Annotated in this window: 19 protein-coding genes and 3 pseudogenes; 5 read left to right on the top strand and 17 right to left on the bottom strand. The window is 59.4% G+C overall.

Annotation, left to right across the window (positions count from 1 at the left end; genetic code table 11):
• Positions 1 to 15: 15 nt before the first annotated feature.
• The 8 genes from AB8B33_RS30680 to AB8B33_RS30645 form a co-directional block, all read right to left on the bottom strand.
• Positions 16 to 828: an ABC transporter ATP-binding protein gene (locus tag AB8B33_RS30680; RefSeq protein ID WP_439018255.1), complete on the bottom strand. Its 813-nt coding sequence runs from the start codon at positions 826 to 828 to the stop codon at positions 16 to 18.
• Entirely contained in the window at positions 825 to 1814 is a 990-nt protein-coding gene (locus AB8B33_RS30675) for an ABC transporter ATP-binding protein (protein ID WP_310381706.1), read from the bottom strand. The genes AB8B33_RS30680 and AB8B33_RS30675 overlap by 4 nt, the downstream gene beginning before the upstream one ends.
• 2 nt (positions 1815 to 1816) lie before the next feature.
• Positions 1817 to 2674 carry an ABC transporter permease gene (locus AB8B33_RS30670; RefSeq protein WP_439018254.1) on the bottom strand — a complete coding sequence of 286 codons (858 nt, stop codon included), beginning with the start codon at positions 2672 to 2674 and terminating at the stop codon, positions 1817 to 1819.
• A gap of 3 nt (positions 2675 to 2677) precedes the next feature.
• Positions 2678 to 3682, bottom strand: coding sequence for an ABC transporter permease (locus AB8B33_RS30665; protein WP_113324826.1), 1005 nt, complete (start codon positions 3680 to 3682; stop codon positions 2678 to 2680).
• A gap of 109 nt (positions 3683 to 3791) precedes the next feature.
• Positions 3792 to 5696, bottom strand: a complete 1905-nt coding sequence (locus AB8B33_RS30660) for an ABC transporter substrate-binding protein (RefSeq protein WP_113324827.1) — start codon at positions 5694 to 5696, stop codon at positions 3792 to 3794.
• A 196-nt stretch (positions 5697 to 5892) separates the two neighbouring features.
• Positions 5893 to 7401 (bottom strand): arabinosylfuranosidase ArfA, encoded by a 1509-nt coding sequence (arfA, locus tag AB8B33_RS30655; RefSeq protein ID WP_439018253.1) that lies wholly within the window; start codon positions 7399 to 7401, stop codon positions 5893 to 5895.
• A 206-nt stretch (positions 7402 to 7607) separates the two neighbouring features.
• Entirely contained in the window at positions 7608 to 8531 is a 924-nt protein-coding gene (locus AB8B33_RS30650) for an ArsR family transcriptional regulator (protein WP_113324828.1), read from the bottom strand.
• A gap of 169 nt (positions 8532 to 8700) precedes the next feature.
• Positions 8701 to 9639 (bottom strand): LacI family DNA-binding transcriptional regulator, encoded by a 939-nt coding sequence (locus AB8B33_RS30645; protein WP_439018892.1) that lies wholly within the window; start codon positions 9637 to 9639, stop codon positions 8701 to 8703.
• A gap of 210 nt (positions 9640 to 9849) precedes the next feature.
• Here AB8B33_RS30645 and ltnD point away from each other — a divergent pair, with 210 nt between their 5' ends.
• From ltnD to AB8B33_RS30630, 3 genes are all read left to right on the top strand, one after another.
• Complete coding sequence (ltnD, locus tag AB8B33_RS30640; protein ID WP_439018252.1) at positions 9850 to 10776, top strand: L-threonate dehydrogenase; 927 nt, start codon at positions 9850 to 9852, stop codon at positions 10774 to 10776.
• A 277-nt stretch (positions 10777 to 11053) separates the two neighbouring features.
• On the top strand, positions 11054 to 12040 hold the full coding sequence (gene denD, locus AB8B33_RS30635; protein ID WP_439018251.1) for a D-erythronate dehydrogenase: 987 nt from the start codon (positions 11054 to 11056) through the stop codon (positions 12038 to 12040).
• Positions 12037 to 12810 carry an SDR family oxidoreductase gene (locus AB8B33_RS30630; RefSeq protein ID WP_439018250.1) on the top strand — a complete coding sequence of 258 codons (774 nt, stop codon included), beginning with the start codon at positions 12037 to 12039 and terminating at the stop codon, positions 12808 to 12810. The genes denD and AB8B33_RS30630 overlap by 4 nt, the downstream gene beginning before the upstream one ends.
• 48 nt (positions 12811 to 12858) lie before the next feature.
• Here AB8B33_RS30630 and AB8B33_RS30625 read toward each other — a convergent pair whose 3' ends face one another.
• On the bottom strand, positions 12859 to 13581 hold the full coding sequence (locus AB8B33_RS30625; protein WP_439018249.1) for a ribonuclease activity regulator RraA: 723 nt from the start codon (positions 13579 to 13581) through the stop codon (positions 12859 to 12861).
• 17 nt (positions 13582 to 13598) lie between these two features.
• Positions 13599 to 15336, bottom strand: a pseudogene (araD, locus tag AB8B33_RS30620) (L-arabinonate dehydratase).
• A 156-nt stretch (positions 15337 to 15492) separates the two neighbouring features.
• Between araD and AB8B33_RS30615 the strand changes: the two are divergent.
• Positions 15493 to 16185 carry a GntR family transcriptional regulator gene (locus AB8B33_RS30615; protein WP_439018248.1) on the top strand — a complete coding sequence of 231 codons (693 nt, stop codon included), beginning with the start codon at positions 15493 to 15495 and terminating at the stop codon, positions 16183 to 16185.
• Here AB8B33_RS30615 and AB8B33_RS30610 read toward each other — a convergent pair.
• The 6 genes and pseudogenes from AB8B33_RS30610 to AB8B33_RS30585 all read right to left on the bottom strand — a co-directional run.
• Positions 16148 to 17026 (bottom strand): SMP-30/gluconolactonase/LRE family protein, encoded by an 879-nt coding sequence (locus AB8B33_RS30610; RefSeq protein WP_439018247.1) that lies wholly within the window; start codon positions 17024 to 17026, stop codon positions 16148 to 16150. The genes AB8B33_RS30615 and AB8B33_RS30610 overlap by 38 nt on opposite strands.
• A gap of 256 nt (positions 17027 to 17282) precedes the next feature.
• Positions 17283 to 17441: a hypothetical protein gene (locus AB8B33_RS30605; RefSeq protein ID WP_162748179.1), complete on the bottom strand. Its 159-nt coding sequence runs from the start codon at positions 17439 to 17441 to the stop codon at positions 17283 to 17285.
• 35 nt (positions 17442 to 17476) lie between these two features.
• Positions 17477 to 18157, bottom strand: a complete 681-nt coding sequence (locus tag AB8B33_RS30600) for a peroxiredoxin-like family protein (RefSeq protein ID WP_439018246.1) — start codon at positions 18155 to 18157, stop codon at positions 17477 to 17479.
• Positions 18158 to 18230: 73 nt separating this feature from the next.
• Positions 18231 to 21479, bottom strand: a complete 3249-nt coding sequence (locus AB8B33_RS30595; RefSeq protein ID WP_439018245.1) for an adenylate/guanylate cyclase domain-containing protein — start codon at positions 21477 to 21479, stop codon at positions 18231 to 18233.
• Between the two features lie 173 nt (positions 21480 to 21652).
• A pseudogene (locus AB8B33_RS30590) lies at positions 21653 to 21827 on the bottom strand (histidine/lysine/arginine/ornithine ABC transporter ATP-binding protein); the annotation flags it as partial.
• A gap of 242 nt (positions 21828 to 22069) precedes the next feature.
• A pseudogene (locus AB8B33_RS30585) lies at positions 22070 to 22371 on the bottom strand (transposase); the annotation flags it as partial.
• A gap of 537 nt (positions 22372 to 22908) precedes the next feature.
• Between AB8B33_RS30585 and AB8B33_RS30580 the strand changes: the two are divergent.
• Entirely contained in the window at positions 22909 to 25023 is a 2115-nt protein-coding gene (locus tag AB8B33_RS30580) for a carboxy terminal-processing peptidase (RefSeq protein ID WP_439018244.1), read from the top strand.
• 112 nt (positions 25024 to 25135) lie between these two features.
• Here the strand turns inward: AB8B33_RS30580 and AB8B33_RS30575 are convergent, their stop codons facing one another.
• Entirely contained in the window at positions 25136 to 25435 is a 300-nt protein-coding gene (locus AB8B33_RS30575) for a GCG_CRPN prefix-to-repeats domain-containing protein (protein ID WP_113325552.1), read from the bottom strand.
• Positions 25436 to 26064: the final 629 nt, after the last annotated feature.

Here is a 26064-nt window from a genome sequence, read left to right as displayed (position 1 = left end):
CCGCCATTCGAGTTGCTAGGCCGTTGCAGCGAAATCTGCGCTCAGCACGGCCTCCTTCAGCGCACGCGAGTAGGGGTGCTGAGGATTGTCGAGGACCTTGCGCGCCTCGCCCTGCTCGACGATCTCGCCTTTGCGCATGATGATAATCCGGTCGCTGATGTAGTAGGCGGTTGCGAGATCATGGGTGATGTAGACGATCGAAAGTCCGAGCTCGCGTTTCAGTTGTTCGAAAAGACTGACGATTGCCATGCGCAGTGACGCATCGACCATGGATACCGGCTCGTCGGCGATAAGCAGGCGTGGCTGCGGGATCAGAGCACGGGCAATTGCGGCGCGCTGGAGCTGGCCTCCGGACAGTTCGTGCGGAAACCGGCCCTTCACTTCCGCAAGACTAAGGCCCACATGGCCGAGAGCCTCGTCGGCCAATCGTTCGATCTGCTGCCGGTCCAGCTTGCCCGCGCCAGCTGAGAAGTTCCGCGCCGTTTCGAAAAGGTAGCGATCCACGCGCTTGAGCGGGTTGAAGGCTTCGAAGGGATTCTGCAGGACTGGCTGCACTTCCCTCATGAAGGCGCGACGCTCGGCCTTGCCGTGGAGGGCCACCACTTTCTGACGAAATTGGAGTTCGCCTTGCGTGGGCGCTGTCTGTCCGAGGATCATCGCTGCGATCGTTGATTTTCCGGAACCGGATTCTCCGACGATGGAGAGAATCTCTGGCTCGCTGCCGATCTCGAAGCTGACATCCTTGACCGCCACAATCTGCCGCCGGCCAAGCATGCCGCCCTGACGGTAGATCTTCGTGACATGAGAGAGAGTGAGAAGAGCGCTCAAGCCTGATCTCCCGTAACCGCAAAGCAAGCCACTCGCCGATCTGGCTCAACCGTGATCATCGGCGGGACCTTCTGCGAGCAGATCTCCATCCGCTTCGGACAGCGCGGATGGAACCGGCAGCCCTCGGGCGGCATGGCAAGGTTCGGCGGACGTCCCTCGAGTGAAGGCCGGGCCTTTGCATCGCCGATACGCGGCAGGCTGCCGACCAGATGCTGCGTGTAAGGGTGCAGCGGCAGGGCGAAGAGCTTGCGGGTCGGCGCTTCCTCGACGAGGCGACCGGCGTAGACGATGCCGACGCGGTCAGAAACCGTCGCATGTACCCCCATATCGTGTGTGACGAATAAGAAGGAGGAGCCTATCTCGCGCTGGATTTCGCGGATCATCGACAGCACGTCGCGCTGGACGATGACGTCGAGCGCCGTCGTCGGCTCGTCGGCAATGATGAATTCGGGTGTCAGGATCGTTGCGAGCGCGATCGTCATACGTTGGCGCATGCCACCGGAGAGTTCGTGCGGATAGGCCTGGAGCAGATGCGGATCAAGTTTCAGTCTCTCAAGATGCGAGCCGACTTTTATGAAGAACTCATTCTTGCCGACCTTCATGTGCCGGAAGGCGAAATCGGTGAAGGAGTGGTGGATGCGCCGAACCGGGTTCAGCACATTCATCGACGCTTGCATGATATAGGATAGGTACAGCCAGCGAAGCGCCATACGCTCGTCCGGCGTCATGGCGTACATGTCCTGCGTGCCACCGGCAAAATGGAATATTACCTTGCCAGATACGACCTTGAGCGGCGGCCGGATGGCGCCGGCAATCGTCTTGATCAAGGTTGTTTTGCCACTGCTGGATTCGCCGGCGATCCCATAGATCTCGCCGCGCCCGATCGTCAGGGTGATGTCGTCGACGGCGCGCACCTCGCGATCGACGCCGTAAAGGAAGGCGCGGTAATAGGCTTTCAGGTTCTGGACTTCGACCAGGGCATCCATGGCTAACCTCCCATCCGGTTAAGCCGGCTGCGCGGATCGTTGTATTCGTTCATCGACATGGACAGGAGAAACAGCGCCAGGAAGAGAACGACGATGACGGCAACGGGTGCAGCCACCCACCACCATATTCCCGCTATCAGCGCGGAATGGGCATTCGCCCAGTAGATCATCATGCCCATGGTCGGCGTCTCGATATCGGTGAAGCCCAGCACCGACAGGGTGATCTCCATGCCGATCGACCAGATCATGTTGTTCATCGTGGTGGCGAAGACGATCGGCAATACATAGGGCAGGTGCTCCTGGACGAGAATCTTGCGCATGCTCATGCCGGAATAGACGCTCTGGGTGGTGAAGGGTCTCGTCTTCAGACCGATCGCGACCGAACGGATGAGGCGGGCATCGTAGGACCAGCCGAGCGCGGCCATGATGACGATCAGCGCAGTCCAGGTCATGCTGTCCTTCAGCACGAAATAGAACAGGATCAACAGAGGGAACTGCGGGATCACCATGACGCTGTCATTGATGGCCATCAGCACCCGGTCGACCGTGCCGCCGGCATAACCAGCGACGAGACCGACGACGAGCGATATGATGCGCGAAAGGAAGGCGACGCCGATGCCGAAAAACAAGGTGTTGCGAAGGGCCGTCGTCAACTGCCAGAAAACGTCCTGGCCACGTGATGTCGTGCCGAGCCAATAGTCGCCGTCAGGCGGCATGTCAGGCGGCAGAAGATAGATGTCCGTGGGACCATAGGGCGAGAAATAGGACACCACTACCAATCCGACGATGACGGCAAAGAGCAGCAGGCCACAGAGGAACTCCATGTTCTGACGTGCGAGGTCACGGATGATCGTAAACATGCTCTATTCCACCTTGATGCGCGGATCGATCAGCGGGCTCAGAATGTCGATGATGAACACGGCGGCGGCAACGCCGACGATCGACAATGCGCTGAGGCCGAGCACCAGGCTGTAGTCGCCGGCATGCACCGCCGAAATCAGCAGGTTTCCGATACCGGGATAGCCGAAGACGATCTCCGTGATGACGGTGCCGTTGAAGATCCCGCCGAGTGACATGGCAAGCCCGGTGAATTGCGGCACCATGGCATTGCGGGCGATGTAGGAGCGGAGAATTTTTCGCTTCGGAACGCCGCCGAGCTCGGCGAAGACGACGTAATCATCGGTGATGATGTTGGAAACAAGCGCGCGCATCCCGATCAGCCAGCTGCCGGCGCCGACCAGGATCAGCGACAGCGCCGGCAGGATCGAGTGTTTCAGGATATCGAGGACGAGCGCGAAGGAGAGGTCCAGATTGGTGTTCATCTCGTAGCCGCCATTGATCGGCAGCACCGGCCAGAGATAGCCGAACACGATGAGAAGGACGAAAGCAAGAATGTAATAGGGAATGGGAAGCAGGGCGATGAAGACGAGGCTGACGGCCTTCAGCAGCATATCCTTCCTGTAGTAGCCGGCGAGCGCGCCGATCGCATTTCCGAGCACGAAGGTGATCAGGGTGGAAACCGTCATCAGCCCGATGGTCCAGGGCAGGGACCGCAGAATGATGGTGGAAACAGGTGTGGGAAAAGCCGAGAGCGAGGGGCCGAGATCACCGGTCGCAAGCCGCAGCCAAAAATGCAGATATTGCTGCCAGATCGAACCCTCCATTCCGTAGAGCTCTCGCAGCGACTGACGCATCAGTTCGATCGCATTCGGATCGGATTGCCCCATCTGCGTGATGGCGCCTATGCTTTCTTCGACCGGATCGATCGGGGTCAGGTGGGTGACGAAGAATGTTATGGTCACGCCAAGAAATACGACGAGCAGAAACTGACCGAACCGCTTCAGCACAAAGATCAGATAGGACGTCATAGAGCAGTGGTTCCTCTCTGGTTCCCTTTTTCGAAAGGATTGACGGACATGGGGCGCATGCCCGTCAATAGGGGGCCGGCGCGACATGATCGCGCCGGCGTTGGGAGGATTATTTCGGTTGTGCCGGCTTCAATTTGACCATCATGAGCCTGGAATTCGCCCAGTTCGGAACCGGGTCGGTATAGGGGTCTGATATCGTCGGATAACCGGTCCAATACGTCGTATCCATCGAGGTGAAGACGTTATAGGACATCAGCGGGATCGTCGGCATTTCACGGGCGACCAGCTTCAGATAATCGTTGCCGAGTTCGATGCCCTTCGGATCGTCGGCGCTGATGCCGCGGATGCTCTCGATGATCTTGTCGAGCTCCGGATTGCTCCAACGCTGCCAGTTGCGTGGCGGCTGATTGTCACCTTTCTTTGCCACGAATTGCGAGTGCCAGCTGTCGAGGAAGAACGACAGGTCGGGATCGCCGCCCCAGGTCTCGACGCTCCAGGCAATCGCCACTTGGAAATCGCCGGGCTGCAGTGCAACCTGCCACAGTTTCGTGGCGGGCACGGCTTTGGCGTCGATGCCGAAAGAGGCCCATTGCTGTGCGATCAGGGTGCCTGCCCGGGTGAAGACGGAGCGCGTGTCGCCCTCAACCGTCATCCGGATCTTGAACGGCTGGCCGTCCGGGGTCATCCATTTGCCGCCGGTTTTCTTGAAGCCTGCCTTTTCCAGAAGTTCGGCTGCTGCCTGCGGATCCGGTTTCCACCAGCCGTAGCCGAATGCCGTGCTGATCGCTTCCGGATCGGTCGGGATCTGGTCCTTGAACTTCGGCTGCTTGCGCAGGATATCGGCAACCTGTTGTCCGATTGTTGGATCATAGGGTTTGATCTTTCGTTTGCCGGTATCAATCTCGAAATTCTTCAGCCAATCCTGCATCGGCGCCTGGTAGTCTTTCATGGTGGCCGCCGTGGGCGGTACGCCGAGCGCCGACAGCGTGGCAGCGCCGCGGTAGCTCGCCATGTCTACGGCCTTGATGTCGATCAAAAGGGCAAGCGCCCAGCGGACATCGGGATTGGCAAAGGCCGGATCCTGGTTGTTGAAGATCACTGCCGGAAGCGTCGGATCCGGATGGGCAAAAGGAAAGCCCGGGAACCAGGTCTCGACCGACTTTGACTTCTCCTTGAGGGTGAACATGCCCTCGGGCGTGTTGTCGTGAATGATATCGAGATTATGCTCGAGCTGCGCGATGGTGCGTTTGTCCGGCGGGCCGGGATCGACATAGGTCACGTATTTCGGGCCCGGCTCGCCGAAGCGCGCGAGCGATGTTCGCTGCCAGTCGTCACGTTTCTCCCAGGTATACCATTGGCCCTGAGGATCGTAGGCCTTGAGCTTATAGGCGCCGAGTGAGACCGGATTGGCGAAATCATAGCGAAGCGGATCGGCCACCTTCTCGAAGACGTGCTTGGGCATGATCCAGGCACCGTTCCAGCGCACGGTGAAGATCGCATGGAAACGGGAATTGGGCTTTTTCAGCTTGAAGACGACCGTATAGGGATCGGTCGCTTCAACGCTCGCCACCTGCACGGAAAAGGCAGCACCCCAGACCATGCTGGGATGGTCCATCTGTGTCTTGACCGTATAGACAAGGTCGTCGGCGGTGAATTCCACGCCGTCGCTCCAATAGAGCCCCTTGCGCAGCTTTACCGTCATCTCGGTAAAGTCGGCATTGTATTGCGGTTTGTCGGCGGCAAGGGAATTGTCCCAGGTCGAGCCGCCGAGACCTTTTTCCGGATCGATGTACCAGAGCGTGTCCATGGTCAACTGTTGCAGCCCGGTTGAAACGCCGCCGCCGCCGTTGACCCAAATATTGAACCAGCCGGGATTCTTGATCGTGCCTTCCGGATTTTCGACGATGAGGGTGTCCTTGCGAGGCAAGGATTTATAGTCATCAGCCTTAGCCGCGGCCATCAGGCCGAGCGTCGCTAAGGCGACGCCGAATGCAAGCTTCTTCCAATGCTGCATAATCTCCTCCCTTTGAATGCGACGAGCGCGCGGCCGCAATGGACGCATGGGACGTCGCGGTTTTGGGTTCGTAGCAGCATTGGGACTTGCGCTTGTCAGGTCCGATGCTTCTGCGAACCATTCCTCCGGCTCGGCTGCCTCCTCGCAGCGAGCGGATATTCTCCAGGCCAGCACGAGTGTGATGGCCGGAAAGGTGTCAGACCGACAGCCGGATGACGCTGTAGGACTGGGGCTTTAACGTTGCGCGCAATCTGCCATCCTCGATTTTCGCGTTCTCGACTTTGACGGGGGCGACTGTCTCCGGCTGCCGCGCCGTGTTGACGGCCTGCAGGTCCGGATGCGTCATCTCCACCTGTTCCAGCACGCGGGCATTGGCAAAGCCGTCCAACCGGGCGTCGAGGTCAAGCGCGTTTTGCGGATGACGGTTGACGACAAAGAAGGTCAGCGTCTGGCTGTCATCGGAAAGGACCGCTGATGCGTCGAGATAGGGGACGTCGTCTGCTTCGTCGCAGTCATAGGTCGGCGCGTCGGTGATGAGCTGCAGGGCCGATCCGCGGCCATACTTTGATGCGAAATAGAAGGGGTAGTAGATCGTCTGACGCCAGGCCGGACCGCCATTCTCGGTCATGATCGGAGCGATGACGTTGACGAGCTGGGCAATGCAGGCAATGCGCACGCGATCCGAACGGCGAATGAAGGTATTGAGAATACCGCCGACCTGCAGCACGTCCTCGAAATTATAGACGTCTTCGAGAAGGTGAGGGGCATCGGGCCATTCGTTCTTCGCGAGGATATCCTTGTCCTGCTGGTTGGAATGATACCAGACATTCCATTCATCAAAGGAAATACCGATCGTCTTCTTCGACCGCTTCTTCGCCTTGATATAGTCGATCACGCCGCCAATGGTGGTGATGTAACGATCAAGTTTGGTCGTGCGGGCAAGGTAATTGAGCGTATTTTTCTCGCGGTTTGCGAAATACATATGCAGCGAAATATAGTCGGCGCTGTCATAGCACTCGTCGAGGACCTGCGCTTCCCAGTCCGGATAGGTCTTCATATCGGAATGTGACGAACCGCAGACCACGAGTTCCAGCGATTTATCGAAATTGCGCATGGCCTTTGCCGTTTCGTCGGCGAGCCGGCCATATTCGTGCGCCGACTTGTGTCCGACCTGCCAGGGGCCATCCATTTCGTTGCCGAGGCACCATAATTTGACATTGTGGGGCGCTTCCCAACCATGCTTGCGACGCAGGTCCGACCAGTAGGTGCCGCTGGGATGGTTGCAATATTCGAGGAAATTGCGGGCCGAATCGAGCCCGCGTGAGCCGAGATTGACGGCGAGCATCGGCTCGGTCTTCGCCTTCTTGCACCAGTCGACGAATTCGTTGACACCGATCTGGTTGCTTTCACGGGTGCGCCAGGCAAGGTCAAGACGGACAGGGCGCTCCGAACGCGGGCCGATGCCATCTTGCCAATCGTAGGCGGAAACGAAATTGCCGCCGGGGTAACGGCAATAGGGCGTATCGAGTTGCTGCACGAGATCGATAACGTCTCGCCGGAAGCCGTCCGCATCGGCTGTTGGATGCCCCGGCTCGTATATGCCGCCGTAAACGGCTCTCCCGAGGTGCTCGAGAAACGAACTGTAAAGTCTGGGGTCAATGTTCGCGACCCGAAAATCGCGATGAACGATAACATTCGCCTTCAACGAACCCTCCCTTAAATATCGATTTCTTCGTTCTTATACAGCTATCTTGATGGCTTGATGGAAGGGAGTCAATTGAACAGCGCGCGCGCTATGCGCCGCTCGGGCATCAGAGATAATTATTATTTCACAATGATTTAGATCGGAATTTTCGTCTTTTGGCAGAAAAAATATCGCATTATTGAAATCAGGATTTCCGATATTGTTCGTTAAATGTAGAGGCGCATAACGATGTCGCGGCCATGATTCCCAAATCCACGGCCGAATATATTCACGCCGCCGGTATGGCTGGCATTCTCGGCAATGCCGACGCGCAGACGGATCGAGGAATGCTGCGCGAGGGCGAGGTCTCCAACCGTGACGTTGGAGGTTGAGACGCCGTCGATGAATGTGCCTCGTGTGGAGATGCGCCAGGTTTTCAGGTTGCCGTATTGGGAGCCTTTAAGCTTCCACCAGTCAGGCGTATAGGCGCCTCGCTTGTCACCATAATCGCCTGGGGAAGTCCAGGTGCCAACCGGCATTCCGTTGACCCAAAGCGTGATGTCGGAGGGCCAGTCGGGATTGGTTCCCGGTACTTCCGAAGACAGTTCCATCGAAAACTCGATGGCGCGCACGTCCTTGTTCAAAACCTTGGCATTGTTCGGGAACTTGTATTCGACAAAGCCCCTTCCGAACCACACGAGACCGGCCTGCATACGCTGTGGATCAAGGAAATAGTCAGGGACGTCGAGCAGGCCGATGACACTGTCGCTTGAGCAAAGGCCACAAGGGGCGTGGATATCGCAACTCGTATAGAGCCCAACCGGCATCTCAACTTCGATGACGTCGTCTGCCTTGTTGACGGACTTGTCCTCAAAGCTGATGAGGATTTCATCATAAACTGCGGAGCAGATTTTCTGATTGCCCTTCCGCCCTTTGGCGAGGCGAGATTCGACTAATCCCACGTCCTCCAGAATTTGAATTCCGGTTGCGACGGTTGACTGCGGCAGCGACAGAGCTCGGGCCATGTCGTTGACGTTCATGGGACCCTTTGAGCACAAAAGTTTGAGGAGTTGTAGGCGTCCCGGCGCAGAGAGAGCTTTGATAACGGTGTCATTGACTCCGGCATCAATCGTCAAAAACGAGCGTTCCATGATTGCTCCATGCTGCGTCACACACGGCTTTATATCGACAATGCTGATACAGCAAGTTGCCAGAGGCGATATAGATCGATTTCTTTGATTTAAATCTCAGTATTCGTTTAAAATGATAGGCGCTTTTCCTCCGCAGCCATCTGGTTGCCGGCTCGAGCGGCGACGCAAGCTATACAATCCCCGTAATCTCGGGGACGAAGGCGGTGATCTTGCTGACCGATGGGGCGTCCGGCGCCATGGAGCCGCGTGCCAGACGCGCTGCGACTTCGCCGATCATATGGCGGGGTGATCTGGATGTGGCGATCCTCACGGGAAGCGCGGCCGCCAGTTCCAGTCCGTTAAAGCCTGCCATCAGAATGTCGTCGGTGCGAGAAGCCTCCAGGCTGGCGAATGCGCCTCCGGCTGCCATGTCGTCGTTGGAGTAATAGATGCAGTCGAGGCTCGGCTCGGAACTCAGCAACTGGTGCGTCAGATATTTGCCGAGGCTGACGGAGGAAAGGGTGTCGCCGAGCCTTTGCCCGATGAAGGCGAGACGGTTCTCATGCAAGACGCGCTCGAAGCCGGCCTTGCGTTTGCCGGCGCGCAAGTCCCGGTCCAGTGCACTGCCGATATAGCCGAAACGCTTCCGGCCGGCGGCAATCAGTGCCCTTGCCATCTCCTCGCCCGCCTTGCAGTGCGAGAGCCCAACGTTAAAATCGATCGGCGTGCCATCGAGGTCCATGATTTGAATGACGGGGATAGCCGCGTTCTTCAACATCCTCACGGTCTCATCCGGCTGGTCCAGACCCGTAACGATGATGGCAGAAGGCCGCCAGGAGAGCATGTCTCTAATAACGTTGCGCTCCTTGGTCACATCGTAATCGGAAATGCCGAACACGGCCTGCATGCCCGACCCTTCCAGGCCGGTCGAGATGCCGGCAAGGACTTCGGGAAAGACGATGTTGGACATGCTTGGAACCACGACGGCGACAAGGTCGGTTCGCTGCGACGACAGCGACAGAGCCAGGCGATTGCCGAGATAATTCAGCCGCTCGGCCGCTTGCAGCACTTTGTCCCGCGTTTTTATCGAGACGTCGGGCGCGCCGCGTAGGGCTCGCGATGCAGTCATCTTGCTGACGCCGGCTGCCGCAGCGACCTCTTCCAGAGTGGATTTGTGAGTATGCAAGGGATCTCCCGATAGCAGGGCGTCTGCCGCGCCAGTATTCATAAGCTTGTTGAGGTTGAAGTGGAACTGGCAGCGCTTGACATTTGTAGCGATTCTAGCGCTTGGTATCGATACCGGTATCGGTAACACATGATCAATCGACGGATTGGTATTATGGAGACAACTTTGCAGGACGCCGGCAAGGCTGCAGTCATCGGCCTCGGTTCGATGGGATGGGGTGCTGCCCTGTCCCTCTTGCGGGCAGGATTTGTCGTCAGCGGATGCGATGTCCGTCAGGATGTTCTTCAGCGCTTTTCACAGGCCGGCGGCAAATCGTGTAAAAGCCCGTCTGAAGCTGCCAGTACAGCCGCCGCGGTTTTCGTGTTTGTCGTCAACAGCAGCCAGACCGAGGACGTGTTGTTCGGGCCTGGCGGCGCGCTGGAGACGGCTCGTGCCGGTACCGTCTTCCTGCTTTGTACCACCATGGCGCCAAGCGCCACGGTCGCGATTGCCGACCGGCTCGAAACCGCCGGCATGCTTGTCGTCGACGCGCCGGTTTCCGGCGGTCACGCCAAGGCACTTTCCGGAGAGATGGTCGTCATGGGTTCTGGTTCGCCAGAAGCTTTCGCGCGTGCCAAACAGGCGCTCGATGCGGTCTCCGGCAAGGTGTTCCGGCTCGGGGACAGGCCTGGTCCCGGCTCGCAAGTGAAGATGATCAACCAGCTCCTTGCCGGGGTGCATATCGCGGTGACCGCCGAGGCGATGACGTTTGCAGCCAAGACGGGCATCGACCTGAAGACGCTCTACGATGTGCTGCGGGTTTCGGCCGGCTCCTCCTGGATGTTCGAGAACCGGGGCGAGCATATCGTCTCGGGTGACTATGCACCGCGCTCGGCAGTCGACATCTTCGTCAAGGATCTCGGCATCGTCGCCTCTGAAGCAGATCGGGCAGGTGCAGTCACACCGCTCGCGGCGACCGCGCTCGATCTCTTCCGGCAAGCGTCCGATGCTGGTCTCGGCCTCGAAGATGATGCCGCGGTGGCAAAGATCCTCGCTGAAAAGAGCGGTGTCGTCCTGCCGGGCATGACGGTTATGGGTTGACGGCGGCCCTGGGCAAAATGCGCATGAGACTTATGTTCGATTGCTACCATCCGCAGATCATGCGAGGTAAGTTTACCTGCAAGTTGCAGTTTTGTTTGGTTTCATCTGATCGCTAACGTTCCGGAGTATCGGTCGAAGGCAGTGGAAAACTTGAAGGAGTAGATGGCGTTGCGCCTCGCGTGACGTGCGCGGAATCCGACTGGGGAGAACGGATTCCGATCAAACATCGAGATCGTCTCGAAAAAATGACGCCGGCAGCGCTGGGAGGTAAACCAATATGCATGTGATGATTTTAGGTGCGGCAGGCATGATCGGCCGCAAGCTGGTCGAAAAAATTGCCCGCGAGCCTGGGGTGCTTGGCGCCGCGATCAGCCGACTGACGCTGGTCGATGCAGTTCAGCCGCCGGTGCCTGAGGCTCTTCGGTCCGTGTCGAGCACCCTGACGATCGACCTCGCCCGGACAGGCGTCGCCGACAAGCTGATCGAGGCCCGGCCCGATTTGATTTTTCATCTGGCGGCGATCGTTTCCGGTGAGGCGGAGGCCGATTTCGATAAAGGCTATGCCGTCAATCTCGATGGCGTGCGCGCACTGTTCGAGGCGATCCGCCATCAGGGCCTGAAGTCCGCCTATGTACCGCGCGTGGTCTTCGCCTCGTCCATCGCCGTGTTCGGCACGCCTTTCCCAGATGTCATTCCGGATGAGTTCTTTTCCACGCCGCTCACGAGCTACGGCACCCAGAAGGCAATTGCCGAGCTGCTGCTTGCCGATTATTCGCGCCGCGGCATTTTCGATGGCATCGGCATTCGCCTGCCGACGATCTGCGTGCGGCCGGGTGCACCGAACAAGGCGGCCTCCGGCTTCTTCTCCAATATTCTGCGTGAGCCGCTCGCCGGCAAGCCAGCGGTGCTGCCGGTCAGCGATAGCGTCCGGCACTGGTTCGCGAGCCCACGAGCGGCAGTCGGTTTCTTCGTTCACGCGGCGAGGATCGACACGGCAAAGGTGGGGTCGCGGCGCAACCTGACCATGCCGGGTCTCTCGGCCCTGGTTTCGGAAGAGATCGAAGCGTTGCGCCGGATTGCGGGCGACAGGGCTGTTGCGCTGATCAAGCGCGAGACCGATCCGGTGATCGAACGCATCGTGGCCGGTTGGCCGACGCAGTTCGACGCGCAGAGGGCATCCGCGCTCGGCTTCAAGGCGGAGGCGAGTTTTGACGAGATCCTGCAGGTGCATATCGAGGATGAACTCGGCGGGAGGATTGCATGAGCGAAAGTACCGGCACGCAATCGAAGATTGCCCTGGTGACCGGTGGCGGCACGGGCATCGGTCGCGCGATCGCAAAGGGGCTCGCGGCTGCCGGCTACAGGGTCGTGATCTCGGGACGGCGTGCCGAGATTCTCCAAAAAGCCGCCGCCGAACTCGGCAGCGAGACAGGTGCGGAATTTGCCGCAATCCGTGCCGATGTCGGCGATCCGGTCTCGGTCAGAGCATTGTTCGATGCGATCGCAAATCAGCATGGTCGCCTTGATCTGCTGGTCAACAATGCCGGTGTCTCGGTGCCGGGCATGCCGCTGGAGGATGTGTCTTTCGAAGACTGGAGCGCCATCGTCTCGGCCAATCTGACAGGCGCCTTCCTCTGCACGCAGCAGGCGTTCCGGTTGATGAAGAGCCAGACGCCACGCGGCGGCCGCATCATCAACAACGGCTCGGTTTCGGCAACGACGCCACGTCCCAATTCCGCGCCCTATACGGCGACCAAACACGCGATCACCGGCCTGACGAAATCGACTGCGCTCGATGGGCGTGAATTCGACATCGCCTGCGGCCAGATCGATATCGGCAATGCGGCAAGCGACATGACAAAAAGGATCGCCACCGGCGTTCTTCAGGCCAATGGTACGACTGCCGCGGAGGCGACCATCGATCCTGCCCATATTGCCGATGCGGTCGTCTATATGGCCGGCCTGCCGCTCAGCGCCAACGTGCTGACGATGACTGTGATGGCGACCAGGATGCCCTTTGTCGGGCGTGGATGACAGGCGCCGTCAAGAAATGAAAAAGGGCAACCCTGCCCCTTTCCGCGCCTATCGGTTATTGTTCTTGCGCCATTGCGCAAACTTTTCGCGCGGTGCTTCGCTGGTCGCCGGGTAGAGCCCGATGATGGTCGCGCCACCGAGCACCTCCTCGGTAACGAAATCCTCGTAGGCCGTCATCTCGACGGCCTCGTCGGCGATTTCCTCGGCAAGATACAGGGGGATGACCACGACGCCCTCATTGTCGCCGACCACGACGTCGCCGGGGAAGACAGGAACATCGCCGCAGCCGATCGGGACATTGATCTCGATCGCCTGATGCAGGGTCAGGTTGGTCGGCGCCGAAGGCCGGTGATGATAGGCAGGAATATCGAGACCGGCGATTTCGGGGCTGTCGCGGAAACCACTGTCGGTCACGACGCCGGCAACACCGCGCACCTGCAGGCGCGAGACGAGGATCGAGCCGGCGGAGGCAGCACGCGCATCCCGCCGGCTATCCATGATCAATACGGCGCCCGGCGGGCAGCGCTCGACGGCGGCGCGCTGGGGATGTTCCGGATTGCGGAAGACATCAAGCGTGTTCAGGTCTTCGCGCGCCGGGATATAGCGCAGCGTGAAAGCCTGACCGACCATGTTGGTCTTCTTCGGTGAGAGCGGGCGCACGTCCTGGATGAACTGGTTACGCAGGCCGCGTTTGAAAAGAGCGGTACAAAGGGTCGCAGTCGAAACGCCCTTCAGCTTCTCACGCGTCTGCTGGCTCAAAGTGGTGGTCATATCTTGTCCTCCTGAAATCAATAGATATCCGGCTCGTCGGGGGTGGGGCCAAAGCCGGTTTCCAGAAAATCGAAATCGCAGCCCGTATCGGCCTGGGCGATGTGGCGGGCAAACATCCAGCCATAGCCGCGGCCGAACTTTTCCGCCGGTTTGACCCAGGCGGCGCGACGACGCGCCAGTTCCTCATCGTCGACAAGCATGTCGATACGGCGGGCTTCAAGATCGAGGCGAACGATATCGCCGGTTTTCAACAAAGCGAGCGGGCCGCCGACATGCGATTCCGGTGAAATATGCAATATGCATGCGCCGTAGCTCGTGCCGCTCATGCGTGCATCCGAGAGGCGCAGCATGTCGCGATAGCCCTTCTTCAGCAGCGCCTTCGGCATTGGCAGCATTCCCCATTCCGGCATGCCGGGGCCGCCCTGCGGGCCGGCGCCACGCAGAACCATGACGTGATCCGGGGTAATGTCGAGGGTTTCGTCGTCGACAGCCTTCTTCATATCCGGATAGCTGTCGAAGACGAGGGCGGGGCCCTCATGCTTGTGGAAGCGCGGATCGCAGGCCGCGGGTTTGATGACGGCGCCGGTCGGTGCAAGATTGCCTTTCAGCACCGCGAGCGACCCCTCATGGTAGAGCGGATTGTCGAGAGAGCGGATGACATCGTCATTGTAACATCTGGCACCCTCAAGCGTTTCGCCGAGTGTTGCGCCGGTGACCGTCATCGTCGAGAGATCGAGCTTGGAGGAGAGCTTTGCCATCAGCGCCCTCAGGCCGCCGGCATAATAAAAATCCTCCATCAGATAGGTCTTGCCGGTCGGGCGGATATTGGCGAGCACAGGCGTTGTACGGCCTGCATGGTCGAGATCGTCAAGCGTCAGCGGTATGCCTGCACGGCGTGCCATCGCGACCAGATGCACGATGGCATTGGTGGAACAGCCTGTCGCCATGGCGACCGTCACGGCATTGTCGACTGCCGCCTGTGTAACGATCTTAGCGGGCACGAGGTCTTCGAAGACCATCTCGACGATGCGCCGGCCGACCGCCGACGACATGCGGATATGGTTGGAATCGGCGGCCGGAATGGAACTCGCACCCGGCAGCGTCAGCCCGAGCGCTTCGGCGATTGCCGTCATCGTGCTCGCCGTGCCCATAGTCATGCAGTGGCCGTAAGAGCGGGCGATGCCGGCCTCCACCTCGACCCATTCGGTTTTCGGAAATCGTGCCGGCACGGCGCTCGTCCCAGAATTTCCATGCATCCGAACCGGAGCCCAGATATTCACCGCGATAATTGCCGCGCAGCATCGGGCCAGCCGGCAGGTAGATCATCGGTAGGCCCATGCTGAGCGCACCCATGACAAGACCGGGAGTGGTCTTGTCGCAGCCGCCCATCAGCACCGCGCCATCGACCGGATGTGAACGCAGCAGTTCTTCCGCCTCCATGGCGAGCAAGTTGCGATAGAGCATGGTCGTCGGCTTGACGTAGCTTTCCGACAGCGACAGTGCCGGCAGTTCGAGGGGGAAGCCGCCGGCCTGGAAGATGCCGCGCTTCACATCCTCGACGCGATGCTTGAAATGCGCATGGCAGGGGTTGGCATCTGACCAGGTGTTGAGGATGGCGATGACGGGTTTGCCAGCCCATTCCTCCGGCGCGTAGCCCATCTGCATGGTGCGCGAACGGTGGCCTGAACTTCTAAGGTCATCGGGCGCGAACCATCTGGCGCTGCGCAGCTTGGAAGGTGTCTTCCTGGCCTTCATCGTTTTGAAGTCCTGTCTCGAACTGAAGAAAATGCCGTCCTGTTTCTGGCGCAACGGCTTTGCATTGGCTTAACTAAAGCACTAATGTATCAGTGCATCAAGCCACAAAATATGTTTAAACGGTCGGCAGTGCTTCGACAGGATGGATGGCCAGGCGTGAAAGTTAACCGAACGCAATTTGCCCTCGACCGAACGCGCCAGGTCGCGCCGCAAATTCTTGAAATCCTTCGTTCCCGCATTCTCTCCATGGATCTGACGCCGACAACGGTTCTGTCCCGCATCGCGCTGCAGAGGGAGTTCAATGTCAGCCAGACGCCGGTGCGCGACGCCCTGATACGGCTTGAAGAGGAGGGACTGGTCGAGGTCTATCCGCAATATGCGACTGTTGTCGCCAAGATCGATATCGACCACGCCACCCAGGCGCATTTCCTCAGGCTGTCGATCGAACTCGAGGCGGTCCGCCGGCTGACGCTCGAAAGCCCGGCCGAGACGGCGCAGGTATTGGAGCGGGTGCTTCGGCAACAGGAGGCGGTGGCCTCGGCGGATCAGTTTGACCAGTTCGATTCATTCGACAGGGATTTCCATCGCACGCTCTTTGAGCGCAGCGGCATTCTGGGCCTCTGGGCAACGGTGCGGCGTCTGAGCATCCATCTCGACAGGCTGCGCCGCCTCAACCTGCCGATGCCCGGCAAGTTGGAGACGGTGCTTGCCGATCATCATGCGATCATTGAAGCGGTTCGCTCCGGCGAGCCTGAATGGGCGGTCGCGGCCATGCGCAAGCACCTGTCCGGCACGCTGTCGATCATCGATCTCATCTGCGAACAATATCCCGATTTCGTCCAGCGCTAAGGACAGCCTCAGGGAGCAGGCAGCGCAGCAGATGGCCGGAGGCGTCGCTCTGCTCCGGATCGGCCATGCGTCGCGTGGTGACGAAGACCGTGCGCGGCATTGTCCGGTTCATCACGAGCTTGGTCGGGTGGGTTACCGGTAGCTCCACCGGCTCAAGCGGCTCGCTCGATGGCGCAAAGCGCAGCAACTGCGAGCCGCCGACACCGGCAATCCAGTAGACGCCGTCCTCATCGACGAATGCGCCATCGGGCCGTCCAGCAAAGGCATGCGTGGTCGCAAAGACCCGCCGGTTGGACGGCGTGCCGGTGGCAAGATCGTAGTCGCAGGCCCAGACGGCCTGAACCGAAGGATGGGAATCGGAAAAATACATTCTCTGCCGTATCGGATCGAAGGCCAGGCCATTCGGTGTCCAGAAATCTTCGAAGACCCGGCGGTGGCTAAAATCGGGCTCGATGCAGAAGATTGCTCCCGCTGGCGCTGCCATCTCCCGCTGCATCGTGCCGGCCCAGAGCCGGCCGGCGGGGTCGAGCGTCCCATCGTTGAAGCGGACATCCGCGCGGCTTTCCGGCGCGCAGACGCGCTTGAACAGGCCTGTCCGCTGATCAAAGAGGAAAATGCCGGTCGCAAGGCCTGCGAGCAACGTTCCATCTGTCCGCAACGCGATGCAGCCGACTGCTTCGGGTGCGTCCCATGTCGAGGTCTTGCCGGTTGCCGAATCGGTGCGAAGCAGCCTGCGGCCATCGGTATCAACCCACCAGATGCAATTTTCATTCTCCGACCAGACCGGGCTCTCGCCGAGATGCGCCCAGTGGTCGGAGAAGACTTCGAATGTGATCGTCATTTCGCCCCAGGCTTGCCTCGCCGTGTCCGCACCAAAAGAAGGGAATTCTGGATCAAAAAAAATCGTAATTCTAGCTAAGCTTATTGAAATTCCAGAATCGTATTCTCAAACGCCGACTGCGTAGGACCAATAACTTAGGTAGGTGCCCGCGACCTGCGTTTCCAGTTTCAGCCCTGCGATGACATCCAAACTAATTGAGATTTTATCCAAACGAACGGGATTTTGGCGTGGGCGGCGGACAAGGATCCTCTGGGCCTCAGGGATGAGGTTTGCGCGGCAGCTTTTTACGCGACGGGTGGTAGCGGCTGTCAGGACTGCGGGTGTGGGATCCGCCACGATGAATGGTTGTGTTTTCCCCATCCATGTTCTCGGTAACCAGAAGATCGGTCACCATCAGTCCTTCAAGCGACGACATAATCTTGTCGTCGCTTGTCGCACCAGCAATTCGTCTCAGACTGCCATGTTCGAAGCTGCCGACATCACCTCCCGCGGGGCGGGGCCGCCGAACATATGGCGGCCACCATCCTCGACTTCGGTGAAACACCAACGCACGACGCCATCTCGATCGAGCAGAAATTCGCCGACAAGTTGGCCGTGGCCGGTGGCGATCATCTGCGTGTCGTCCTCGGTGAATTCATAGCCATCCGCCTTGTCGAGATATTCCACCGCCTCCATCACGCCCATGGGCGCCGGAAGCTCGCCCGGCATGTCGATCTGCATCGAGGACACAGTGCTCATGCTGACTTTGTGCGGCCAGTCGTTCTCGTTTTCCGTGAACTGAAGGTTCGGCAGGCCGAAGGCCTTGTGCGATACCCGTTCCGGATCGGAAGCCGCCAGCAGATTGGGAAGCGGGTGGTAGCGGAAATAGAGGCGGGCGCGATCGATCGGCGTGTTGACGACGGTCAGGCTATCGATGCCTTTCTCCTGTAGGGCATCGGTGAGTTCGGCCATAGCGGCGATCTGCCGGCGACAGAAGGGGCAATGCAGTCCGCGGAACAACCCGACGAGCACCGGCTTCTGGCCGCGAAAATCGTCAATAGAGATCTTGCCCTGGCGGGTGATCGCATCCAGCACCACGTTCGGCGCGCGATCTCCTGGCTGCAATGGTTTTGCTACGTGGTTCTCCTGCATCTTTCATTCCTCCCTTTATGCGTTGGATACGATTCTCCTCATCGATCTCCTGCAGTCGTTGCAACGGGGACAGTCAGTCGAGGAACGGCAATACGACGAGCGTGGCTGGATCGAGGTTGTGGCGGATGCATACATCCTGTGCCAGCGTGAAATACCGTTCCGCCTCGTCTATGTCGTCATGCTCGAGGCTGAGTGTCGCCAGACCATCATAGCACGGAAAGAGCAATTGCGGCTCGTCAATTTCCTTCGCAACCTCAAGGGCTTCCTCGTAATACTTACGAGCTAGCTTCGGCTGCCCATGGCACTGATGAATCTGGGCGAGCACAATCAGCGGCACGGAGAGATGATCGCGCTGATCGAGCGCCCGGTCGATTTCGACGGCCTTTTCCGCCGCCGGCACGCCTTCGGCGGCGCAGCGATCGGTGAAAGTGCAGCAGGAGACTGCGAGATTGGCGAGAAGGCGCGCCTGGAAGCCGAGATCGCCGATACGGGTCGCCACCTCTAGTCCGCGCCGGCAGATCCTGATGGCGTTGCCCGGATCGACGATGGTGTAGAGGACACCGAGATTGGAATAGGCGCGACAGGCGGCACTTTGCAGATCGGCCTTTTCGGCGACGGAAAGACTGTGTTCCACTTCCTGCACGGCATCGCGCCGCCGCCCGAGCCGCGCAAGTGCGGCACCCTTGGTGTTCAGCGCCTCCGCCATCGCGCGCGCTGCCTCCCGTCCGGCCTCAGTCGTTCCGTCGATCGGTAGCGTTTGCAGGCGTTGTAGGGCTTGCGTGGCCCACTCGGCGGCAGCGGCCTGATCCCCCATGCGGAAGGCCAGATGACCGCGCTCCTGTAGAAGATGCGCATGTTCGACCGGCGCATCGATCGCCGCGATCAGTGCTTCAGCCTCGGCGCAATGTGTCTCCGCTTGATCGCGGCGCCCGGCATCGAGATGCAGGCGGCCGATCTTTCGCAGTATCCTCGCTGCGGCGATAGGGTCGTCCTTGGAGCGATGGATCGCAAGCGCGCATTGGTAATGGTTCAAGGCAGCGTCGCGCAGACCGGCCGGGCCGCAGAGATCGGCAAGGCGCTCCAGGAGTGCCGGTTGCTCCGGCGTCACCTCCGCTTCGTTTGCGAAGGCAGCAAGCGCCTGGCGGTAAAGGCGCATCGCATCGTCATTGGCGTAGGTCTTGCGCGCCAGATCGCCCGCCGCCATCAGATAGGCTGCTCCCTTGGCTCTTTCGGTGGTTAGGCTGAAGTGGTGGCCGAGCAGCGCCAGATGCTCGGGCCGGTCGGGAGAGGCGCCATATTGGCGTTCCAGAAACTGGCCGATCCGTCGATGAAGCTCCATGCGTCTTTGCAGCAGGAGATTATGGTAGATGACGTCATGCATCAGCGTCTGGCTGAATCGATAGCCCGGCGATACAGCGGCATCGGGGCCGCGCAGTTCCTCGATGATATTGGCGTCGCAGAGGTAATCCAATGCAGCATCGATGCCGGCCGGATCGGTGGCGACGGTGCGCAGGAGCGCGGTAGCGAACTTCGGTCCCACCACCGCCGCCTCTTGCGCCGACCGCCTTATCTCCTGCGGCAGACGATCGACGCGGGCAAGCAGCAGCGCTTGCAGATTGACCGGGATATCGACATCCGTGTCTTCGGCCGCAACATGCCAGTGCTGACCGTCATGATGCAACGTGCCCATGTCGATCAGTCCCCGAAGGATTTCCTCGATGAAAAGCGGATTTCCGCTGGCCCGCTCAAGGATGCGCTTTCGCATCGAGACCGGCAGCTTTCCGTGAGCCTCGCCGAAAAACGCGGCAAGCAGCTTCTGCCCGTCGGCTGCCATGAGCGGACCAAGGCGTTGCACGGTGACGCTGACACGATCGGAATTCAGCGGGTCGGTCTGCGATGTCGGCCGGTAGATCGCAAGCAGCATCAGCCGGCTGCGCTCCAGCCGGTCCATCATGAAGCGAAGCACTTCCAGCGAGGCGGCGTCCGCCCAATGCAGATCCTCGATAACGAGCAGCAGCGGACCCTGTCCCAGCCGCCGCTCGAAGACGGTGCGGACCGCATAGAAGATCTGCCGCCGCAACTGCTCCGGCTCGATATGCCGCAACGCGCCGTCGGGGTCACCGAGGCCGAGGACATGCAGGAAGAGCGGCAAAAGCCCCTCGACTTCCTCCTGCGTGAAATCCAACGCGCGAAACCCCGTCGACAGCAGTTGCCGCGTCCTGTCGGGATCATCCCGCTCGCCGACGCTGTAGGCGCTCCGCACCACGGCGGCAAGCGTACCATAGGATTGTTCGCCGAGGGGAGAGCAAGTGGCTTTGCGAATGGCGAGGCCCGGGAAACGGCCGGCATTGCCGGCGATTGTCACGAATTCATTCGCCAGGCGTGATTTGCCGATGCCCGCTTCGCTGATCAAGCGAACAAGCTGTGCCGTGCCGCCGCAGGCAAGATCGAGGCATGTCAGCAACCGCGACAGTTCCGCGTCCCGTCCGATCATCGGCGCTTGCAGGCCGAAACTTTCGAGCCCCCGCGCGGTATGCGGCGCTTCCAGGAGCCCTGTCAGTCGATGGACATGGACGTTACCACTTTTGCCCCGCAGTGTCTGTGCGCCGAGACTATCGAAGGCAAAGGCATGACGGGTGAGGCGATAGGTCAGCGGCCCGACGAGGATGTCGTTTTCGCCGGCCATGGACTGCAGGCGCTGTGCCGTATTCACCGTGTCGCCGGTGACAGAATAGGACTTTGCGCCAACCGCACCGAAACCGCCGGTGACGACAGGTCCGCTATTGATGCCGATATGCAGCCGCAGCGGTACGCGGGCGCGTGAACGCCAGCGCGTGCCGACCTCGGTGGCCCGATCGATCATGTCGAGCGCCGCGTTAAGCGCTCGGATCGGATCGTCCTCATGCGCCACAGGCGCGCCGAACAACGCCAGCAGCGCATCGCCGACGAACTTGTCGACGAAGCCTCCATAAGTTTCAACCGCCCGGGTCATCTCTTCGAACAATTCGTTCTGCAGCGCCCGCATGACTTCGGGGTCGATCTGCTCGCTCAGAGTGGTGAAGCCGCAGAGATCGGCAAAGAGCACGGTCACCGGCCGCCGATCGGCATCGCTGTCTGATTTTTCCGGTACCGCCACCTCGGTACTTGACTTCAGGACGGGCTGCATTTTGCTGGCAAGCGACGCGCCGCAACGGGGGCAGAAGGCGAAATCGGGCTGACATGAGTAGCCGCAGCCAGCACACAAGAGCGGCTGCTTTGCGCCGCATCGCGGACAGAAAGCAAAACCGCTTTGAATGTCGAAACCGCAGCCGGCGCATTCCATCGCACGCGTCTCACGAAGAGCCCACTTTGTTCGGCTGATCAGCCGCTACTGGCGGGCTTCAAAAGCGAAGACAAGCATGAACCTGCTGCCACTTGCCTGCAAGCACTAAACAAGTGGTCGGATTGACGTGTCAGCGTTGAATATCAGGCTGCGAACGGGATCTGAAGCGCACGTCAAACGGCGTCGCCTCGCCCTGACAGAAACTGCCGAAATCGTTCGGATTTCGGCTGCGTGAAAAGCTCGGCAGGCGCGCCGGCTTCTTCGATGACACCCTCGTGAAGAAACTTTATTGGAAACGTCGCGCGCAAACGCCATCTCGTGCGTCACGATCAGCATAATGCGGCCATCGGGACCGTCGACCACCGTCACCATTTCAGATTTCGCAATAAAATCGAAACTATTGGCGCAATTGTGAGCGCCCCACGCTTGCGGCACTATCAGCCCGTCAGACGAACTCAGTGTCGCCTGATGCCTCAACGAAGAAGCCGCAGGCAGCCGAAAATGACCCAGACCTTTTCTTCCATGACACGCAGGAGCGCACTCCTTTCCGCCGGTGCCGCCGTCGCAGCCGTGGCGATTTCACCGCCTCTCAAAGTGTCGACAAGCTTGCGCTTGCGGGCAGGCCTCAGAGCTTTTTTGACAGCACGTCCTGAAGCATGGCTTTGTCCAGCGACAGGTCGGCCACCATCCGCTTGAGCTTGGCATTCTCCTCCTCGAGCTGCCGCAGACGCTTCATCTCCGAGGGCATCAGCCCTGCGTATTTTTTGCGCCAGTTGTAGAAGGTCGCGTCCGAAATTCCTGCCTTGCGGCAGACTTCACCGATCGGCGTTCCGTCCTCTGCCTACTTCAAAACGAACGCGATCTGCGCTTCTAAAAACTTCGAGGCCTTCATCGAATTCTCCTCTTCTTCCGAACGGGGATCATAAGTGGAAAATCCCAGGTCTGAATGGCCCAATTTGACGGGGGCACGTCATGCTACGCAAAGAGGTTCTAAAGCGCTAATGCATCAGTATATCAATACGACATGCGTCGGTAGGCGGTCACTTGCCGAACCCGGGGTGAACTGAAGAAGGTGAGGCAGTGCTGGCTGGTTGGCAGGTGTGAGGATCGCGACTTGTGGCGAGCGCGACCCGAGGCGGAACGCGAAGTCCTAGGGCAGTTGGCCCCGCTTCCTTGCGGACCGCTATCCTGAAGCTCCTGCGGCTACCCTTGTCACGACCTCGTGTGACGCGAATTCCCGCTTTCCCGCGCGCTTTGCGTGGTGCTATGCTGAAGCCCCGATGGGCTTCACTGCCTCCCGACCGATCGTGCCGGATGGGTTTTCGCGGCTTTGCAAACCATGCCGTTTACCATTTGGTTGCCAAAAAACCATAATTACCCGCCTAGATCGCACATCGATAACAGGCACTAAGAATTGGATCGAAGCTGAATGCGCATACCATACCTTTTTCTTGCTGCATTTCTTGCAGTCGCGCAGTCCGCCTATGCTGAAGTCGCATCACCTCCTGTTTTGGCGCCGCTAAAGCAACAGGCGCAAGCCGCGCAGTTGAGTGCACAACTTCTCACGCGATACAGTTACAGGCCCATTGCACTCGACGATGCCTTGTCGGCCAGAATTATGGATCAGTTTATCAAGTCACTGGATCCGGACCATGTGCTCTTCCTGCAAGCCGACATCGACAGGTTCATGTCTGACCGCAGCGAGATCGACGACGCCATCGAACAGAAGGATTTGAAGATCCCGTTTGCGATCTTCAACGCGTATGAACAGCGTATTGTCGATCGCATGAACTACGCGCGCAATTTGCTTAAGCAGGACTTCGATTTCAGTGTGCAGGAAAATTATTCCGTACTGCGCGACAAAGAGCCCTGGCCGCAGTCGGAAGCCGAGAGCAATGAGCTTTGGCGCAAGCGCGTCAAAAGCGATTGGTTGCCGTTGAAACTCGCCGGCAAAACCGACGCGGCTATACGCGAAACGCTCGACAAACGCTACGCAAACGCTCTCGAGCGCGCCTACCAGTATAAAAGCGACGACGTTTTCCAGTTGTTCATGGATGCCTATGCGACGTCGATCGATCCGCACACGGACTATTTTGGCGCGAGCGCTTCGGCCGACTTCAATATCTCGATGAAGCTTTCACTATTTGGTATCGGTGCGGTACTGCAGGAGCGGGACGACTACACGACGATCCGCGAACTCGTGCCTGGCGGTCCGGCCCAGTTGTCCGGCAAGCTCTCGGTCGGAGACCGCATTACCGGCGTCGGTCAAGGCAAGGACGGTGCGATAAAAGAAGTGGTAGGCACGCGCCTTGATGAAGTCGTGCAATTGATACGCGGAAAAAAAGGCTCCGTCGTGCGCTTGGATATCCTGCCGGCGGATGCCGGCGCAGATGGCACGCACCGCGTTGTCAGCCTTGTGCGCGATAAAATCAGTCTCGATAAGCAGGCCGCCAGGAAGACCGTGCTGTCCGTGAACGTGGGCGACGTCACGCGCAAAATCGGGGTGATTACTCTGCCGACATTCTACGAGGATTTTGAGGCTCGGCACAAAGGCGACAAGGACTATAAAAGTGCAAGCCGCGATGTCGCCAAGCTTCTCGATGAACTGAAACAAGAAAAGGTCGATAGCGTTCTCATTGACGTGCGCAACAATGGCGGCGGTTCATTGGACGAGGCGATTGATTTAACCGGTCTGTTCATCGGCAATGGCCCGGTCGTTCAGCAACGCGGCAGCGATGGTAAGGTCGAGGTCAGAAGCGCTGAGTTTGCAGCACCTGTCTGGACAGGCCCGATGGGTGTCCTGATCAATCGCGGGTCGGCATCGGCTTCAGAGATTTTTGCTGCGGCGATCCAAGATTACGGTCGAGGCGTGATCGTCGGCGAACCCAGTTTCGGGAAGGGGACGGTTCAGACCGTCGTCGACCTTGACCAGATGGTTCGCAACAGCAAACCCGAATTCGGGGAACTGAAAGTGACGATTGCCCAGTTTTTCCGGGTCAACGGCGGTACGACGCAGTTGCGCGGTGTGACGCCTGATATCAGTTTGCCTGGACTTTCCGATCCGACGAGCTTCGGCGAGACCAGTTATGACAATGCCCTGCCGTGGGCGCAGATCAAGCCCGCGAACTACACGCCCGCCGACACGGTTACGAAGTTGCTGCCGACATTGCAAAGCCGCCATGACGGGCGGGTTGCGAGCGATCCGGACTTCCAAGGTCTCGTAAAGGATATTGCCGACCTGAAGGCGCAGCGCGAGAAGGGGATTATCTCTCTCAATGAAGCCGAACGTCGCAAGGAAGCGACCGCTCGAGAAAATCGACGGAAGTCTCGAGCCGAGTTAGGCGATGGCGAAGATCCTGGTGGAGATGATGGCCTGGAGTCAAACGAGCGCAGCCTGAGTGCCGATATTGCCATTGAAAATGCACGCAAGAAAGCAAAAGACGTCTTGCTGAACGAGGCGGCGGCCATTCTTGCCGACGAGGCGGATTTGCAGAAAGGCGTGTTGCGGGCAGCTACGAAACAATCGGGGGATACGGGCAAATAGTCATGCCCGATCAATTTCGTGGTGCTCCGGGTAGTCCAGCCATGACGGCGGCGGTCGATCACCGGCATGAACTATAGCAGGTGATCGAGATTCCGGCCGGCGAAAGGAGTGCTCACCGCCAGTCGCGATCGCGATCCCAGCGCTCGTAGCGCCTGTATTCGCGCCAGCCGCGATGGGGACGATCCCAACCGTAGCTGCGATCCCAACCGTAGTAGCGTCGCGGCGGCGGTGCCCACCGATTGGGTCGGCAAAAGCCGCGCGGGCTCAGGTGATAACCGCGGCCACATGCAAAATCGACGGTTATGATGTTCGAGGCTGCTGGCGCCGTCATGCTGCCGACAGGCGCGGCATTTGCGGCTCCAGCCGTTATTCCGGCTGCGAGAAGGGCTATAGTGACTAGAAGTTTTCGCATCTTCTTTTCTCCGATTGTCGGAGGGATTTAGCGCCTGTCCTGGTGAACCGAGGCTGAAAACGCCGTTCACCTGAGGGACAGCTCTAGCTGCTAGTCGCGCTCCCAGCGATCACGTCGGTCATCGCCGCGTCGATCGTTGTTGCCGGAATTGGACGTTTGCAAATGCTCCAGCACCTGCAGAACTGCGTCGGCGCAGTCCTTCGTGGAGTCCCCGTCGGCGCACCTGAGGTCGATCCTGGTCTGGCCGTTCTCGATGTGGAACCGGGCGCCGCGCTCCCTCGGCTGCGACCGCCAATCAGCGTCCGCTCGCTCTTCGTTCTTGCTTGAAGAATTCGGCGGAGGTGGCGGATTTTCCCTACTGGATTCTGGCGATGCAGGTGGAGGCGGCGATGGTTCAGCTGGGGCCTGCGCAAAGGCGCAAGTGGAGACCAATCCAAAGATAGCCGCCGATAGTCCTATGATTTTCTTCATGACGTTACCTCGCTTTTGTGCGGAGGTAACGATGGGTCGAGGCGATAGTTCCTATTGAGGGGCTGCGACTGGTGCGTGACGATGCGGACGACTGTATCGTTCAGTCGATCTTGCCTGTCACGAACAGATTGCATGCTGCTGCAAGCACTGTCGCGCCT

The sequence above is a fragment of the Rhizobium sp. 768_B6_N1_8 genome (genome assembly GCF_051811225.1).
In the GTDB taxonomy this organism is placed as follows: Bacteria; Pseudomonadota; Alphaproteobacteria; order Rhizobiales; family Rhizobiaceae; genus Rhizobium.
Note: the sequence above shows the minus strand (reverse complement) of the source record. Positions and strands in the feature narration are given on the sequence as shown.

What these genes read in the sequence shown, in the direction of transcription:
- AB8B33_RS30665 (WP_113324826.1), bottom strand. Translation starts at nt 3,682, where the DNA reads ATGACGTCCTATCTGATCTTTGTGCTGAAGCGGTTCGGTCAGTTTCTG.
- AB8B33_RS30575 (WP_113325552.1), bottom strand. Translation starts at nt 25,435, where the DNA reads ATGCGAAAACTTCTAGTCACTATAGCCCTTCTCGCAGCCGGAATAACG.
- AB8B33_RS30610 (WP_439018247.1), bottom strand. Translation starts at nt 17,026, where the DNA reads ATGACGATCACATTCGAAGTCTTCTCCGACCACTGGGCGCATCTCGGC.
- ltnD (WP_439018252.1), top strand. Translation starts at nt 9,850, where the DNA reads ATGGAGACAACTTTGCAGGACGCCGGCAAGGCTGCAGTCATCGGCCTC.
- AB8B33_RS30605 (WP_162748179.1), bottom strand. Translation starts at nt 17,441, where the DNA reads ATGTCGTCGCTTGAAGGACTGATGGTGACCGATCTTCTGGTTACCGAG.
- AB8B33_RS30625 (WP_439018249.1), bottom strand. Translation starts at nt 13,581, where the DNA reads ATGACCACCACTTTGAGCCAGCAGACGCGTGAGAAGCTGAAGGGCGTT.
- AB8B33_RS30645 (WP_439018892.1), bottom strand. Translation starts at nt 9,639, where the DNA reads ATGACTGCATCGCGAGCCCTACGCGGCGCGCCCGACGTCTCGATAAAA.
- AB8B33_RS30595 (WP_439018245.1), bottom strand. Translation starts at nt 21,479, where the DNA reads ATGGAATGCGCCGGCTGCGGTTTCGACATTCAAAGCGGTTTTGCTTTC.
- AB8B33_RS30675 (WP_310381706.1), bottom strand. Translation starts at nt 1,814, where the DNA reads ATGGATGCCCTGGTCGAAGTCCAGAACCTGAAAGCCTATTACCGCGCC.
- AB8B33_RS30670 (WP_439018254.1), bottom strand. Translation starts at nt 2,674, where the DNA reads ATGTTTACGATCATCCGTGACCTCGCACGTCAGAACATGGAGTTCCTC.
- AB8B33_RS30630 (WP_439018250.1), top strand. Translation starts at nt 12,037, where the DNA reads ATGAGCGAAAGTACCGGCACGCAATCGAAGATTGCCCTGGTGACCGGT.
- denD (WP_439018251.1), top strand. Translation starts at nt 11,054, where the DNA reads ATGCATGTGATGATTTTAGGTGCGGCAGGCATGATCGGCCGCAAGCTG.
- AB8B33_RS30660 (WP_113324827.1), bottom strand. Translation starts at nt 5,696, where the DNA reads ATGCAGCATTGGAAGAAGCTTGCATTCGGCGTCGCCTTAGCGACGCTC.
- AB8B33_RS30580 (WP_439018244.1), top strand. Translation starts at nt 22,909, where the DNA reads ATGCGCATACCATACCTTTTTCTTGCTGCATTTCTTGCAGTCGCGCAG.
- AB8B33_RS30650 (WP_113324828.1), bottom strand. Translation starts at nt 8,531, where the DNA reads ATGGAACGCTCGTTTTTGACGATTGATGCCGGAGTCAATGACACCGTT.
- AB8B33_RS30600 (WP_439018246.1), bottom strand. Translation starts at nt 18,157, where the DNA reads ATGCAGGAGAACCACGTAGCAAAACCATTGCAGCCAGGAGATCGCGCG.